The organism is Ruegeria sp. N10, assembly GCF_056531545.1.
This window is the reverse complement of record NZ_JBQFLY010000009.1, coordinates 1-14963: the sequence shown is the minus strand read 5'-3', so window position 1 is coordinate 14963 and position 14963 is coordinate 1. Positions and strand designations below refer to the sequence as shown.

The 14963-nt window shown below is 56.5% G+C and carries 16 protein-coding genes and 1 tRNA gene; 7 read left to right on the top strand and 10 right to left on the bottom strand.

The features are described from left to right. Positions 1 to 124: 124 nt before the first annotated feature. Positions 125 to 583 carry an Lrp/AsnC family transcriptional regulator gene (locus ACR0JI_RS13020; RefSeq protein ID WP_480494575.1) on the bottom strand — a complete coding sequence of 153 codons (459 nt, stop codon included), beginning with the start codon at positions 581 to 583 and terminating at the stop codon, positions 125 to 127. A gap of 119 nt (positions 584 to 702) precedes the next feature. Between ACR0JI_RS13020 and ACR0JI_RS13015 the strand changes: the two genes are divergently transcribed. Continuing rightward, positions 703 to 1503 (top strand): phenylalanine 4-monooxygenase, encoded by an 801-nt coding sequence (locus tag ACR0JI_RS13015; RefSeq protein WP_480494578.1) that lies wholly within the window; start codon positions 703 to 705, stop codon positions 1501 to 1503. A 16-nt stretch (positions 1504 to 1519) separates the two neighbouring features. Here ACR0JI_RS13015 and ACR0JI_RS13010 read toward each other — a convergent pair whose 3' ends face one another. The 3 genes from ACR0JI_RS13010 to ACR0JI_RS13000 form a co-directional block, all read right to left on the bottom strand. After that, complete coding sequence (locus ACR0JI_RS13010) at positions 1520 to 2041, bottom strand: N-acetyltransferase family protein (RefSeq protein WP_480494580.1); 522 nt, start codon at positions 2039 to 2041, stop codon at positions 1520 to 1522. Next, the gene (locus ACR0JI_RS13005; RefSeq protein WP_480494582.1) at positions 2038 to 2592 is read right to left on the bottom strand and encodes a helix-turn-helix domain-containing protein; all 555 of its coding nucleotides are present in this window, start codon (positions 2590 to 2592) and stop codon (positions 2038 to 2040) included. The genes ACR0JI_RS13010 and ACR0JI_RS13005 overlap by 4 nt, the downstream gene beginning before the upstream one ends. Positions 2593 to 2709: 117 nt before the next feature. Then, positions 2710 to 3726 (bottom strand): Fe(3+) ABC transporter substrate-binding protein, encoded by a 1017-nt coding sequence (locus ACR0JI_RS13000; RefSeq protein ID WP_480494584.1) that lies wholly within the window; start codon positions 3724 to 3726, stop codon positions 2710 to 2712. 283 nt (positions 3727 to 4009) lie between these two features. Between ACR0JI_RS13000 and ACR0JI_RS12995 the strand changes: the two genes are divergently transcribed. Further along, the gene (locus tag ACR0JI_RS12995; RefSeq protein ID WP_480474865.1) at positions 4010 to 4333 is read left to right on the top strand and encodes a SemiSWEET transporter; all 324 of its coding nucleotides are present in this window, start codon (positions 4010 to 4012) and stop codon (positions 4331 to 4333) included. 65 nt (positions 4334 to 4398) lie between these two features. Here the strand turns inward: ACR0JI_RS12995 and ykgO are convergent, their stop codons facing one another. Both ykgO and ACR0JI_RS12985 read right to left on the bottom strand, forming a co-directional pair. Then, positions 4399 to 4524, bottom strand: a complete 126-nt coding sequence (gene ykgO / locus ACR0JI_RS12990; protein WP_008755722.1) for a type B 50S ribosomal protein L36 — start codon at positions 4522 to 4524, stop codon at positions 4399 to 4401. A 90-nt stretch (positions 4525 to 4614) separates the two neighbouring features. Beyond that, positions 4615 to 4689 (bottom strand) — tRNA-Val (locus tag ACR0JI_RS12985). 149 nt (positions 4690 to 4838) lie between these two features. On the opposite strand from ACR0JI_RS12985, the gene ACR0JI_RS12980 reads away from it, so the two are divergent. Further along, entirely contained in the window at positions 4839 to 5699 is an 861-nt protein-coding gene (locus ACR0JI_RS12980; protein ID WP_267365028.1) for an N-formylglutamate amidohydrolase, read from the top strand. Between the two features lie 2 nt (positions 5700 to 5701). On the opposite strand, the gene ACR0JI_RS12975 is transcribed toward ACR0JI_RS12980, so the two are convergent. After that, entirely contained in the window at positions 5702 to 6955 is a 1254-nt protein-coding gene (locus ACR0JI_RS12975; RefSeq protein WP_480474866.1) for a DNA polymerase IV, read from the bottom strand. Positions 6956 to 7305: 350 nt separating this feature from the next. Beyond that, positions 7306 to 8010, bottom strand: a complete 705-nt coding sequence (gene pyrF / locus ACR0JI_RS12970) for an orotidine-5'-phosphate decarboxylase (RefSeq protein ID WP_480474867.1) — start codon at positions 8008 to 8010, stop codon at positions 7306 to 7308. A gap of 140 nt (positions 8011 to 8150) precedes the next feature. Between pyrF and ACR0JI_RS12965 the strand changes: the two genes are divergently transcribed. Together ACR0JI_RS12965 and clpB are read left to right on the top strand one after the other, a co-directional pair. Continuing rightward, a complete protein-coding gene (locus ACR0JI_RS12965) occupies positions 8151 to 8468 on the top strand; it encodes a hypothetical protein (RefSeq protein WP_209599181.1) in 318 nt (105 codons plus the stop codon). Between the two features lie 125 nt (positions 8469 to 8593). Beyond that, positions 8594 to 11212: an ATP-dependent chaperone ClpB gene (gene clpB, locus ACR0JI_RS12960; protein WP_480494586.1), complete on the top strand. Its 2619-nt coding sequence runs from the start codon at positions 8594 to 8596 to the stop codon at positions 11210 to 11212. Positions 11213 to 11265: 53 nt separating this feature from the next. On the opposite strand, the gene ACR0JI_RS12955 is transcribed toward clpB, so the two are convergent. Beyond that, positions 11266 to 11889, bottom strand: a complete 624-nt coding sequence (locus ACR0JI_RS12955; protein WP_480474869.1) for a class I SAM-dependent methyltransferase — start codon at positions 11887 to 11889, stop codon at positions 11266 to 11268. Positions 11890 to 11986: 97 nt separating this feature from the next. After that, on the bottom strand, positions 11987 to 12802 hold the full coding sequence (locus tag ACR0JI_RS12950) for a cyclase family protein (protein ID WP_480474870.1): 816 nt from the start codon (positions 12800 to 12802) through the stop codon (positions 11987 to 11989). Between the two features lie 378 nt (positions 12803 to 13180). Here ACR0JI_RS12950 and msrP point away from each other — a divergent pair, with 378 nt between their 5' ends. Together msrP and msrQ are read left to right on the top strand one after the other, a co-directional pair. Beyond that, positions 13181 to 14083 carry a protein-methionine-sulfoxide reductase catalytic subunit MsrP gene (msrP, locus tag ACR0JI_RS12945; RefSeq protein ID WP_480476886.1) on the top strand — a complete coding sequence of 301 codons (903 nt, stop codon included), beginning with the start codon at positions 13181 to 13183 and terminating at the stop codon, positions 14081 to 14083. A gap of 4 nt (positions 14084 to 14087) precedes the next feature. Next, positions 14088 to 14702, top strand: a complete 615-nt coding sequence (gene msrQ / locus ACR0JI_RS12940) for a protein-methionine-sulfoxide reductase heme-binding subunit MsrQ (RefSeq protein WP_480494588.1) — start codon at positions 14088 to 14090, stop codon at positions 14700 to 14702. Positions 14703 to 14963 lie beyond the last annotated feature (261 nt).

Below are 14963 nucleotides of genomic sequence, written 5' to 3'. Positions count from 1 at the left end.
CGCCAATAAATGGTGGCCGAGCTTTTCCAACTGAGTGACACACCCAGCCCTTCAACACCACGTCTTTGAAAGGATGGGTTATGCCGCTAACAGAGCCGCTCAGGTTCCGTTTCGGTGGACCCTGTCAAAGAATGGGTAAAGGGCCGCGGGTCTTGGTCTGGCGAAGCACAAAGTTGCTGCGGGTGTCGCGGACCAGCCCTGATTTCAACAGGCGCTGCATGATGAAGACCTCAAGATCCTCAGGGGTTTTGGCGTAAACCTTCAGGATAAAGTCGTGATCCCCGGTGATCGAGGCGCACTCGACGATTTGCGGCTCGGTCTCGACCAGACGAAGAAACGCCGAGATGCTGTTTTCCTGATGGTCCTTCAGCGCGACGTGGACATAGGCAATGGCATTCAGGCCGACTGCCTTGGCAGAGACCTGCGCGCGATACCCTGAAACCACCCCGGACGATTCAAGGTCACGGACGCGGCGCCAACATTGCGAGGCCGACAACCCGGTCCGGTCGGCCAGTTCCTGCATGGACAGGCGTCCACTGGCCTGAAGCTCTCGCAAAATATCAATGTCGGCAGGGTGAAGCATTTGGCCCGCAAATGGCAATATCTCGGAATGTTTCGTTCATAATACGGGCGATACTCAGAATATCAAAACAAATTCTCCATGTGAGTTGAGGTATCCTGATCTCATGCAGGAGGATGCTGATGCCCAAATCGACCAAATATGTCGCCAAACTGGCGGATGAATATGGCCACATTACCTACACAGACGAAGAGAATGCGGTCTGGGCTGATCTTTACGCGGCACAGGAAGAAAACGTACGGCGCTATATGGCGCCGGAATACTTAAGCGGTTTGGCGCGGCTGGACCTACCGAAGACCAAAGTGCCTTCTTGTGCAGAAATTTCGAAACGGCTGCTGGACCTGACCGGCTGGCGGGTGCAGCCGGTTCCGGCGCTGATCGGGTTCAAGACGTTTTTCGGGATGCTGGCGGATCGGGTTTTTCCGGCCGCTTCTTTCATCCGCTCCCGGGAAGATTTCGACTATATCGAAGAGCCGGATATCTTTCATGAGATTTTCGGACACACCCCGTTGTTAAGTGATCCGCGTTTTGCCGCGTTCAGCCACGCCATCGGGCTAGCCGGAAAGCAGGCAGATGACGCGGATTATGCCTGGTTGATCAGGCTCTACTGGTTTTCGATCGAATTTGGCCTGCGTCGCCAGAACGGTCAGATCAAGGCGCTGGGTTCAGGGTTGGCGTCGTCGCCGACAGAACTGGTCTATGCCGTGACCAGCGACATACCCGATCGTGACCCATTTGACGTTCTTACGATTCTGCGAACGCCCTACCGGATCGACATGCACCAGATGGGGTATTTTGTTCTGGATGACCCTGAAGAGTTGTTTGAGGCCGCCGAACGGGACCTGCTGGCAGATGTTCGTCGTGCGCGCCGCCTCGGGCTGTTGCCGAACAAGTTCCCCGAAAAGGTTAGCGCCGCCGAGTAGCGGGGGCCGCGTCTTTTCAAGGGTCAAGGTTTTTGTACATATAGGTTGTGGGCTCAAATTTTAGTTCAAATGGGTTCCGGCAGTAATTCGGTATTTCCCCCGCGATCTGAAACCCAAGGCTTTGATAAAGCAGCCGCGAGGGGTCGGTGCTGCGCGTATCAAGTACAAGCACCGTGCGCCCCACCTCTCGCGCCCGAAGAACAAGCGCATTCATCAGGGATCGGCCTAACCCCCGCCGTCTGGCGTTGGGGTGGACCAGAAGTTTCGCCACGTCGGCGCGGTGGGGTTGGTTGGGCATTGTCGCCGGGATCAGTTGAACGGTGCCTGCAATGCGGGAACCGTCATTCGAAACGAACAAGTCCAGCTTACCTGACCTAAGATCGGGCTGTACGTTTTGTTGCCAGTACGCACGCGCATCATTCAGGGTAAACGGAAGTATGAAACCTATGCTGGCCCCATCATGAACACAGGCATGCAGGATTTCTGCCAGGTCGTCCAGAGCCGCGTCAAAATCGTTATCGGTCAGGCGCGTGATCATATAAGCACCAGCAGGTAACGTGCGCCACGCGACGCCCCTGTTTCAAACCGGGTCGGTCCCGACAGATGGTAGCGCAGGCAATCCCCGGCGTTCAGCGCGTGGGGTGCTCCATCGACTGTCAGGGTAAGCGCTCCGTCCACTAAGATCAGATGATGCTCTTGCCCCGATTTAGTTGGCACTTCGTAGGTAATGACCCTGTCCCGGGGAAGGTGGCATTCCAGAACCTCGGCGTTTAATCCACTTGCGGGTGGTGAAACAGCACGGCGGGTGAAGCCGGTTTCAGGGTCGCGCCACTCGGTCTGGTGTTCGAATGGAACCTTGGGGTCAAAGCTGTCTTCAACCATCATCAGCAGGCGTGAGATCGGCAGATCGTATGCAGCACACAGACGGCCTAGGTTGTCGGCTGTTGGGCTGACATCCCCTTTTTCCATACGGGACAAGGTGGCGCGGCTGATCCTGCTGCGTTCGGCAAGGTAATCCAAAGACCAACCGCGCCCGCGGCGCAGCTCGCTCAGGCGATTGGCAAGGCGGTTTGACAGGGTGTCAGGCATTACACCATCGTGAAAAAATTTCTCATATATGAGAAAATACACTAACAAATATCACATATCAACGAAAAAGGATGCGGACAATCCGCATCCTTTTCAATAAGTCAGCGCTAAGAAAGATCACTTCCAGCCAACTTCGTTAAAGATCTTCTGCGCTTCGGGGATGTTCTTTGCAACGTCTGAAAGGTTCACGTCGTCGGCCTTGAATTCACCCAACGCCTTGACGGACTCGGCCAGTTCGACATTTGGAACAGCCGGGAACTCGTCATTTCCCGCCGAGAAGTATTTCTGCGCCTGATCGCTGGCCAGATACTCAAGGAACAGGATCGCGTTTTCCTTGTTGGGTGCGTGCGCGGCGACCCCACCACCGGATAGATTCATATGCGCGCCATAGCTGTCCTGGTTCGGGAAGACCCAGCCGATCATGTCGCGGTCTGCGGACAAGCCTTTGACGTCTGTGCGAATGGAACGCGCGAAATAGTAGGTGTTCGAAACCGCGATGTCACACTCGCCCGAAACGATGCCGCGCAACTGGTCGGTGTCCCCGCCCTGCGGGTCACGCGCCATGTTGGCGACAACACCCTCGGCCCAGGACTTGGCGGCCTCAGTGCCTTCGTGTGTGATGATCGACGCCAGCAGGGTCTGGTTGTAGGTGTTGGTCGAAGACCGGATACAAACCATTCCCTTGTATTCCGGTTTGGCCAGATCAGCGTAGGTGGCCGGCGGGTTGGTCACGTTTTCCTTGTCGAAAAAGATGATCCGACCGCGTTGCGAGAAACCAAACCACTGATTGTCGCTGTCCTGCAGGTTGGCTGGAATGCGCTCTTCCAGTTTTGCGCTGTCGATCGATTGCAGGATACCTGCGTTCTTGGCTCGTGCCAGGCGCGACGTGTCCACGGTCAGCATCACGTCGGCAGGTGAGTTTGCGCCTTCCGCTTCCATCCGGGCAATCAGTTCATCCGCTTTGCCTTCGATCCTGTTGATCTTGATGCCGGTTGCGTCTTCAAAGTCGGTATACAGCCGTTCGTCGGTGTCATAGTGGCGCGACGAATAAAGGTTCAGCTCGCCTTCGGCGGCGGCAGAGGTTGCGATCAGAGCCGACAGCGCGGCGGCCAGGCAGGTCGTGGATTTCAGCATTGTGTGCCTCAACAATTGAATTTCGGGTCGGTCATTAATCCGACTGATTTTCTCAATTATACGATTCTGGGCGGGATGCAAGTAAATCTGACTGATTTACTTGGTCAAAAGGTCGCTAGTGACGTTCAATATGCGATGCTCTGAAGGCATACGAGGGGGGGAAGGTTGGTGGTAACGTGGTCGAGGGACTTGGTCCAAGCGCTTCTAGCGGATATTTTGGCAAGACAGATTGTCCGAGAAAAAGAACATGCCGTCTTATTCACTTAAAGGAAGAACGTGAGATATGCCCGAAACACTGGCTGAAAAATTGGAGAAATCTAACCTTGGCCATTGGATGTCGCGCTTTGAAGGGTTCATGGTTTTTGTTGGCGTGGTTGGTCCTTTTGCCACACTGCCGCAGCTCGTGAAGCTGTATTTGACGCATTCGCACCATGCCTCGGGACAATCCTTGTTGTCTTGGTCGCTATATACCGCCTTGTCCCTGCTTTGGTTTGCTTACGGCTTGGTTGTTGGAAAGCTTCCAATCTATGTCGGCAACGGGATTTCGATGGTTCTGAACTTTCTTATGGTCGTGGGCATTCTGATCCATGCAGGGATTACATTTTAGGCGCGGGTAGAACAAAAAAAACCGCACTCGAAGGTGCGGTTTCTTTAAGCAGTGATGTGCAGTTCTTAGCCCTGACGAGCTTTGAACTTGCGCTGCGTCTTGTTGATCACGTAGACGCGGCCTTTGCGACGCACAATCCGGCAGTCGCGGTGCCGGTTCTTGAGCGAGCGGAGCGAGTTCTTGACCTTCATGGTCTGTCTCCAATCTGCGGCGCCTTCATCAAGGACGTGGCCAGCGCCTGGGTTACTCGGGTGCCCCGGACAACCGGAACAGTGAAACGATGGTGGGCGGTACAAGGATCGAACTTGTGACCCCTTCGATGTCAACGAAGTGCTCTACCGCTGAGCTAACCGCCCACTTTCCCTTTGCGTGCCGTGCCCCATAACGAAATGGGGCGCGGATCCCCGCGCCGGTAGCGGGGTCTATAAAAGGAGTCGCAAAAGGGTTCAAGGGGTTTGGAAGAACAATTTTTCCGGTCTATGTTGATTGCGAACACGGAGGGATCATGCAAAGCGCAGCCTATGTATTGGATATGCCCGAAAACCGCACCTCGTGCGTGGTTTTTTCATCGCCACACAGCGGGCGGGAGTATCCTGAGGCATTTCTGAACCGGTCCGTGTTGAACCGGAGCGTGATTCGATCCTCAGAAGACGCCTTTGTTGATCAGCTGTTCGCGCCCGCGGCGGAAAACGGTGCCCCTTTGATCAAGGCGGCCATGCCGCGTGCCTATCTGGATTTGAACCGCAGCCTGGATGAGCTTGACCCGGCCTTGATCAGCGGTGCCCGCAGGCACGGGCATAATCCAAGGGTCGCGTCAGGGCTGGGGGTGATTCCCCGCGTAGTTGCCAACGGTCGGGCAATCTATCGCGGCAAACTTACCATGGACGAAGCGCGGCTGCGCATCGACACCTATTGGCGCCCTTATCATGCGCGGTTGAAATCCCTGCTGGCCGAATCACACGAGATGTTCGGACAGGCAATTCTGGTGGACTGCCACTCGATGCCGCACGAGGCGGTGGCCATGGCGGGCACTGCGCGCGGAAGGCGGCCCGAGATCGTGCTGGGCGACCGGTTTGGCGCGTCCGCGTCGTCAGAGGTCGTCGATATCATTGAAGCCGCTTTCGCGGCAGCGGGTCTCAACGTGGCACGCAATGCGCCTTTTGCCGGAGCATATGTGACGCAAACCTATGGTCGTCCCGGTCGCCAGCAGCACGCTGTACAGATCGAGATCGATCGCGCTTTGTACATGGACGAAGAAAAAATCGCGCCCAATGCCAATTTCATGGCGTTCTCGAAGCTGCTCAGGCAGGTGGTTCGCGAGATTTCCAGCCTGGGTGCGAGCCCAGAGCGTCTGGCGGCGGAGTAGCTTCAGCGCAGCGCACGGCCCTTCATGATTGCTTCGGCCCCGAACCGCTGGCGAATCTCGTCCGTGGCCCGTTCGGCCTTGGATCTGCGGGCAGCATCCGGATCCAGCAAGTCGCCGGAAATATCCGCCTGATCAGCCGGGCAAAGGTCGGACAAACCACAGCCCAACAATCGATATGGCCCCTGATCGCCAACCTGATCGAACAGGCCCCGGGCCGTGCGGTAAATCCGGTCGGCAATCTGTGTCGCATCCCGCAAGGATACGCGCCGCGTCAGGATCTTGTGATTGGCTTTCTTCAGTTTCAACGTGACAACCCGACCAGCCAGATCCTTTGCCTTGGCGCGGTCCGACACTTTCAAGGCCATCCGCCACAAATGACCGTCCAGAATATCAAGGCTCGACGTATCTTCGAAAAATGTCGTCTCGTTGCTGATGGATTTCATCGGCTCATGCGCCGATACGCGTCGCTTGTCCTGACCCCGAGCCAAGTGCCACAGGCGATATCCCATTGAGCCGAACCGCGCGGTCAGCGCTTCCTGATCCCAACGCAGCAAATCACTGAAAGTTCTGATCCCGGCCTGGTCCAGCGCTTCCTGCGCAGCCGGGCCAATGCCCCAGATCAACCTTACGGGTTTGTCACTCAGAAACTCTGCCGTTTCCGCCTTGCCAATCACTGAAAATCCGCGCGGTTTGTCGAGGTCCGATGCGACCTTGGCCAAAAACTTGTTGTGACTTAACCCGATTGAGCCGGTGACACCGATTTCATCCTTCATGCGCTTGACCAGACGCGCCAGCATGACGGCCGGTGGCGCGCCATGCAAACGTTCGGTTCCCGACAGGTCCATGAAGGCTTCGTCCAGCGACAGGGGTTCGACCACGGGTGTCAATTCATCCATCATGGCGCGGATGTCGCGCGACACCTGGGCGTAGACGGACATGCGCGGCTTGATCACGACGGCTTCGGGGCAGAGTTGCAACGCCTTGAACATGGGCATGGCCGACCGGACACCGCGAATACGGGCAACGTAGCAGGCAGTTGAAACAACGCCGCGCTTGCCGCCGCCAATGATAACCGGTTTGTCCGCCAGTTCAGGGTTGTCACGTTTCTCCACCGAGGCATAGAAGGCGTCACAATCCATATGGGCAATCGACAGGTCAAACAGTTCCGAGTGAGTCTTTACCCGCGGACTGCCACAGGCAGTACAGCGTTGTTCGTTTGACAATGTGGTCAGGCAATCTCGGCAAAGACCGGGCATCTGCGTCCTCATGCGTTCCGCAGTTGGCTTGGAAGTTCTTTATATCACCTGTGATCCTGGATCAAAGGCCCTGCTGGCATGGGATGATTTGAAAAGAAGACCCCCCGCACATCGCGGGGGGAAGTAACGAACCTCAGGAAGAAGCGGTTCGTAGGGGAGTATTTCCCCTTCAGAATCGCTGAAAATCATTAGTTTCGATAGGATGAAGGTTGTGCCGAGAAAACTCGGGTTTTGAATGTGTGTTTTCTGGCACAGAGACGATTTGGCGCGGTTTCGTCAAAAAGTGACCTTAGGTCAACTTGTTGCGCGGAAAATCCAACGCAAAACCCACCTGAAATGACCAGGTGGTCTTAGCACACCTTGAGAGAATTTAATTCGGAAAGAACGGCCTCAGCAGCGGCCTTTGGGTCTTTTGCCTGATAAATCGGGCGGCCAACAACGATGTGATCTGCGCCATCCTGAATGGCGCTTGCCGGGGTGGCTACACGTTTCTGATCACCAAGCGCTGCGCCAGCCGGGCGCACACCAGGGGTTACAATCAGACGCCCTTCAGCCTGTGGCAGAGCACGGATCAGGGCGGCTTCCTGCGGGCTGGCGATAACGCCATCAGCTCCGGCTTCAAAGGCTTTGGCCGCGCGTTCGACAACCAAGTCCTGCACATCGCCGGATTTCAGAAGACTTGCGTCCAAATCGTCGCGGTTCAGCGAGGTCAGGATGGTCACGGCGAGGATCTTCAGGTCTTTACCCGCAGCACCTTCTTTGGCAGCGCGCACCACATGAGGGTCACCATGCACGGTCAGAAAATCCAGATCGAATTGCGCCAACCCCCGAACGGCATTTTCTACAGTATTGCCAATGTCGAACAATTTCATGTCCAGGAAGATGCGCTTGCCGTGGTCCTGTTTCAGCTCGTTGGCCAATGCCAACCCGCCACCGGTCAGCATACCCAGCCCGATTTTGTAGAAAGAAACGCTGTCCCCCAAACGTTCTGCCATGGCCAACCCTTGCAGAGCGTTGGGAACATCAAGGGCTACGATCAGGCGGTCATCAGACATGGGGGGCGCTCCTTTTTGGCAAACGTCTGCGTCCTAGCGGCTTCGGGCCGCTCTGTCCATCTGCTAAGCCGCGCAGGCAGCTTCAAATCGTGTTATCGTGCTCTGTATTGAAAACTCGAATTCAAAATAAGGGGCGACAAATGAAAAAGCTGGTTTTGTTGGGCGCGTTGATTGCACTGGCCGCATGTAATGAAACGCCGCCCGAGGAGACGGATACAGGGGCTGCACCTGTGCCGACCAATGACGATTTGCGTTTGGTTGGTGGTTACAGGTCCGAGGATGATTGGTGTCAACTTACTGGTGAAACGGCGTTTACCGGCAATTTCCTGGACCATACGGCAGATCTGGTTTCTTGCCCGACGGGAAGTGCGGCAGCCCAATCTTTGGTAAATGATCTGGGTGCCGTTCAGGTTGCCGAGACCGGTGGTTATTCAGTCTATACCATCCAGCGCGAATAGGTCGATTTCTGTGTTTTAGCCTCTTGAACCACCGAAGATATTTCCCAGATTGAATGTGAGGCTTCGACCGACATGTGCTGCCAGGCGGGCATGTCAAAACGGGGCGCTTGGAAAAGGAGAATATCATGGACTTGAACAAGTTCACCGAGCGGGCACGGGGATTCGTGCAGGCAGCGCAAACCATTGCGCTGCGCGAGGGGCACCAGAGGCTGGAGCCAACGCATATACTCAAAGCACTGATGGATGACGATCAGGGGTTGGCCAGCAACCTGATCACGCGCGCGGGTGGGGCCCCGAACCGCGTGGTTGAAGCGCTGGACAGCGCGATGGGGAAAATCCCCAAGGTCAGCGGTGACGCGAGCCAGATTTACATGGATGGCCAGACTGTCAAAGTCCTGGACGAGGCCGCAAAGATAGCCTCAAAGGCAGGCGACAGTTTCGTGCCGGTTGAACGTGTTCTGATGGCGCTGTGCATGGTGAAGTCCAAGGCCAAGGATGCATTGGACGCCGGAGCCGTATCAGCGCAAAAACTGAACGAGGCGATCAACGACATTCGCAAGGGTCGCACTGCTGACAGCGCGTCGGCGGAAGAAGGCTATGACGCGCTCAAGAAATATGCGCGTGACCTGACCGAGGCTGCAGCCGAAGGCAAAATTGATCCGATCATCGGTCGGGATGAGGAAATCCGCCGTTCGATGCAGGTTCTGTCGCGTCGCACCAAAAACAACCCGGTTCTGATTGGTGAGCCCGGCGTCGGTAAGACCGCGATTGCCGAGGGCATGGCCCTGCGTATCATCAACGGTGACGTGCCGGAATCGCTGAAGGACAAGAAGCTGCTGGCGCTCGACATGGGTGCGTTGATTGCTGGCGCGAAATACCGCGGTGAATTCGAAGAACGCCTCAAGGCCGTTCTGACCGAGGTGACTGAAGCTGCGGGTGAAATCATCCTGTTCATCGACGAGATGCACACGCTGGTCGGTGCCGGGAAATCGGACGGCGCCATGGACGCTGCCAACCTGATCAAGCCTGCGCTTGCCCGAGGCGAGCTGCATTGTATCGGTGCAACCACGCTGGATGAGTATCGCAAATACGTGGAAAAAGACGCAGCCCTTGCGCGCCGGTTCCAGCCTGTAATGGTACAGGAGCCGACGGTCGAAGATACGATCAGCATCCTGCGCGGCATCAAGGAAAAGTACGAACTGCACCACGGTGTGCGCATCTCGGATTCAGCGCTTGTTTCAGCGGCGACCCTGTCGCACCGCTATATCACTGACCGCTTTCTGCCCGACAAAGCGATCGACCTTGTCGACGAGGCCGCATCGCGTTTGCGGATGGAGGTCGACAGCAAGCCCGAAGAACTCGATCAACTCGACCGGAACATCCTCCAGATGCAGATCGAGGAAGAGGCACTGAAGCTTGAAGATGACGCGGCCTCGAAAGATCGTCTAGAAACCTTGCAAAAGGACCTGGCCGATTTGCAGGAACGATCCGCCGAGATGACAGCGCAATGGCAGGCCGAACGCGACAAGCTGGCGGGTGCCCGTGACCTGAAGGAACAGCTCGACAAGGCGCGCGCTGATCTTGAGATCGCCAAGCGTGAAGGCAACCTGGCCAAAGCGGGGGAACTGTCCTATGGCGTCATCCCCGAGCTTGAGAAAAAGCTGACCGAGGCCGAGAACGCCGAAAGCAATGGTATGATGGCCGAGGAAACGGTGCGCCCTGAACAGATTGCTTCTGTCGTGGAACGCTGGACCGGTATCCCGACCTCGAAAATGCTGGAAGGTGAGCGCGAGAAGCTGTTGCGGATGGAAGACGCTCTGCATTCCCGCGTGATTGGTCAGGATGCAGCGGTGACTGCTGTCGCCAACGCCGTGCGCCGTGCGCGAGCGGGTCTGAATGACGAAGGCCGCCCACTGGGGTCGTTCCTGTTCCTCGGACCGACCGGCGTGGGTAAGACCGAGCTGACCAAGGCCGTGGCGAACTTTCTGTTCGACGACGACAACGCGATGGTGCGCATCGACATGTCCGAGTTCATGGAGAAACACGCGGTTGCCCGTCTGATCGGTGCCCCTCCGGGCTATGTCGGTTATGACGAAGGCGGTGTGCTGACCGAAGCCGTGCGGCGCAGGCCCTATCAGGTCGTGCTGTTTGACGAGGTCGAAAAGGCGCACCCGGATGTGTTCAACGTGCTGTTGCAGGTTCTGGATGACGGTGTGCTGACCGATGGTCAGGGCCGCACCGTGGACTTCAAGCAGACGCTGATCATTCTGACGTCAAACCTCGGCTCTCAGGCGCTCAGCCAGTTGCCCGATGGCGCGGACAGCGCGCAGGCCCGCCGTGACGTGATGGATGCGGTGCGGGCACATTTCCGGCCCGAGTTCCTGAACCGTCTGGACGAAACAATCATCTTTGACCGGCTCAAGCGGGCCGATATGGATGGCATCGTCGATATCCAGATGGCGCGTCTGCAAAAACGCCTGGCGGCCCGCAAGATCGAGCTGGCCCTGGACGATGGCGCCAAGGAATGGCTGGCCAACGAAGGCTATGACCCTGTCTTCGGAGCCCGCCCGCTGAAACGCGTGATTCAGCGCGCCCTGCAGAACCCGCTGGCCGAAGCGCTGCTGGCTGGTGATATCAAGGATGGTGAGGTCGTTCCAGTCACCGCCGGGGCAGATGGCTTGATCATCGGTGACCGGTTGGGGACGTCGGAGCGGCCCCGCCCGGATGACGCAGTGGTGCATTGACTTAGGCACAAACGGAAGACCCGCCGTATTGGCGGGTCTTTATTTGTCTGAATCTACGTTCTCCGACGCGCCAAAATTCCCCGGCTTGTCCGGGATGGTGGGCCTGCGGGAAATGAGTGCTCACATTCGCATTCGAAGCCAGCTTTGTGCAATAGTCCCAGAATTTCTTCTCTGCCGAATGTGCGATGGCGCCATTGCAGCCAGATGATCGCATTGCACCAATGCGGCTTTGACACCACCAGATACAAACGACCACTAGGGCGCATCAAATCGTGAATCTGCTCAAGTGCGCACAAAGGATCGAGGCAATGTTCGATGACATGCGCAGCCAGTGCCACATCAGCGGGTTCCAGAACGACAGACCCTAACAAGCCCTGCACAAGTCTTGGCTCGACACCCCGCGCCTGTAACGCGCTTTGACCCTGTTTCAACATGGCTTGACTGGGTTCGAGAAGGGTTACTTCGACGGGTGACCCATGAACAGCGACCCAGGCTTCTGCAAACGAGGCGGTTCCGGCACCGATATCAACAACCCGATTGTTGTGCTCTGGCGCGAGCTGACTTGCTGACAGAAAACCAAGATACGCATCGTAATAACCAAGAGCACGCATCTTATCCCGCCATTTTGGTGCAGCGGTATCATAGCGCCGTGTGGTATCAGATTTGGTCTTGCCCATTGGCTGGCTTTCTCTCAGTGCCTACCACTCATGGAATGCGCAGAAGGAAACTGGCCCACTGAAGAAAGCGGGCCAGTTTCGCCGTACGTCAGTTAGGTCAGATCAGCGCAAGTATCCGCGCCGGACCTCCGGTGCCGCCAGCGTGTTTCGGTGCGCCAATAACAAGTGTCGCGCCCGTCGCGGGTACCCGGTCCAGATTGGCCAGGCATTCGATCCCGAACCGGCCAGAAGGCAACCAGGCATAATGGGTGGCGAAATCCGCAGACATGCCGTGATCCAGTGACAAGGTGTCAACGGCAATTGACCGCGCCCCGGTTTCCTCCATCAGCATCTGCGCAGCTTCAACGTGAAAGCCTGGGTAATGCTGCGCTTCGCCGTCGAAATTGCGGAACTTATCCGTAGCGGTTTTGCCTGCCCATCCCGAGTGCATGGCGACGCAGGCCCCGTCGGGGATGTCACCGTTGGTGGCTATCCAGGCTTTCAGGTCATCAGGGGTTAAACGCGTATCGGCGTCTTCTGCTGCGCGGGCTGCGATATCGACCACGCAAAGTGGTGCAACCAGATCTGAGACCGGGATTTCATCGACTGAAGCTCCATCCGCAGAAAAGTGCAGTGGGGCATCTATATGCGTGCCCGTATGCTCATTAATCGACAAATTGAACAGATTGAATCCGTGTTCCGCGAAATTGAATGCCTGTTCAGCCGAGATGCCCGGCTCTCCGCCCCAGGTCGGGAACTCCGGGCTGAGCGTGTGGGTCATGTCTTGGACACCGCCATGCCCCGCGGCCAGTGTGGCCGGTGCCATTGCTCCGGTTGCGGCAGCCGCAACACCCGATGCCGCAGCAGCTTTGAAGAACCCGCGCCGGGACAGCATCCTGTCTTTTACGGCGTTCATTACACAGATATCACACATTTTTGTCCTCCCATTGCGGCCACGAGGCTGCAAAAACAGGCCCGCCACACTGTTGATCGCGTATGGTGCCTGTCGGACAGAGTGCAGTTTTAGACCCGCAGTTGTAAAGACTGCAGGCAGGCTACCCGGCTGTAATTCTCCTTTCAGAGCCAGCTCTGAGTAAAACGTATATGCCCGGCGTAATGTTCGAGCACCGCGAGTTGGCTCAGGTCGTGACGACCGTCGAAAACGGGCAAAGCGCGGCACAGTCCGCCTGTCTGGGCCTGTCGCCAACCGGAACGTTACAATCACGTCGCTCAAACGTGACGCCTGTTTCCATGGGTCTGTGCTATCAGCACCCTAAATATGTAATGACAAACGAATATGACGGAGACCCAGATGGCGCATCGCTGGACCAATACATTGACACATGCCAACGTCACCCCACGGGCGGCGTTCCTGAACCGGCGGCAGGTCATGTCCGGGATGGCGGGTGTTGGTTTGGCGGCAATGGGTCGACCAGCTGCGGCGCAGGATGCGCTGGAGCCGAACACGTGGGAAGAGATCACGAGTTACAACAACTACTATGAGTTCGGGACCGGAAAAGATGATCCGGCGAAATATGCACATACGCTGGTGACCGAACCCTGGAGCGTCAAGATTGACGGTCTGGTCGATCGTCCCGGTGAGTATGATTTCAAGGACATCCTGTCCGAGATGACGATCGAAGAACGCATCTATCGCTTCCGTTGCGTTGAAGCCTGGTCGATGGTCATTCCATGGAACGGGTTCGAATTGGCCGATCTTCTGAACATGGCAGGGATTAAAGAGGGCGCGAAATACGTGGCGTTCGAAACGGCCCACCGCCCGGATGAGATGCCGGGAACACGCTATCCAATTCTGGAATGGCCCTATCGCGAGGGTTTGCGCCTGGATGAGGCGATGCATCCGCTTACGATCATGGCCACTGGTATCTATAACAAGCCGATCCCAAATCAGAACGGCGCGCCTTTGCGTCTGGTCGTGCCGTGGAAATACGGGTTTAAATCGATCAAGTCGATTGTCCGCATCACGCTTGCTGAAGAAGAGCCGCCCACCAGTTGGAATATGGCCAATTCGCGAGAATACGGGTTTTATAGCAATGTAAACCCGAACGTGGATCATCCGCGCTGGTCACAAGCCTCTGAACGTGAAATCGGCGGCGGCTTGTTTGCCTCGCGTAAACCGACGCTGATGTTCAACGGTTATGAAGAAGAAGTCGCCAGCCTTTATGAAGGTATGGATCTGGCCAGGAATTACTAGAATCATGCAAGCCATCAATCAGACACTCCGGCGTATTCCGGTATGGGCTGTTTATTTGATGGGGGTGCTGCCTGCGCCCTGGCTGTTCTATCTTGGCCTGACTGGCGGTTTGGGGATCGAACCGATTGAGGCGCTGGAGCACCGCTATGGCGAACTGGCGTTACAATTGCTGATTGCCGGCCTGGCCATCACATCTTTGCGCCGATTTGTGGGCTTGAACCTGATGAAGTTCCGTCGGGCCATTGGCGTGCTGACTTTTGTATATGTCAGCCTGCATCTCCTTGTCTGGCTGGTTCTGGACGTACAGCTTCCCAGCCAGATTTGGGCGGATATTCTCAAGCGTCCTTATATTACAGTTGGAATGGGGGCGTTTCTTTTGCTGTTGCCTCTGACGGTAACATCCAACAACTGGTCGGTGCGCCATCTGGGGCCGCGTTGGCGCAGGCTGCATTGGCTGGTGTACCCGGCCGCTTTGCTGGGTGGCCTGCATTATGTGATGCTGGCAAAAGGGTTTCAGATCGAGCCGCTGATCTACTTGGCAGCTATCGTCATCCTTCTTACCCTCCGGTTGCCGATTCCAAGCCTGTCACTCCAGTCCAACACAGCAGATTCTGCCTGACTCGGAAGCGAGTCTGTGAGTAACATTGTGAACAAGGCGATAAAGTGCGGAACCCCGTCTGTGTTTCCGACGATTTTGGCTCACTTCCGCTTGATAGCGAGCCGCTAACAATTTGAAAATAAATAACTAATTTTGCAATCTGCATTTTCTATAGTTTTTGTTCATTTTCCGCTTGCGGGTGGGGAGTCTAATCCGTAAATACCCCTTCACCGGCGCAGCTGAGGTTGGCCTGACGGACTGGAAAGACGGTTGAGACGCACC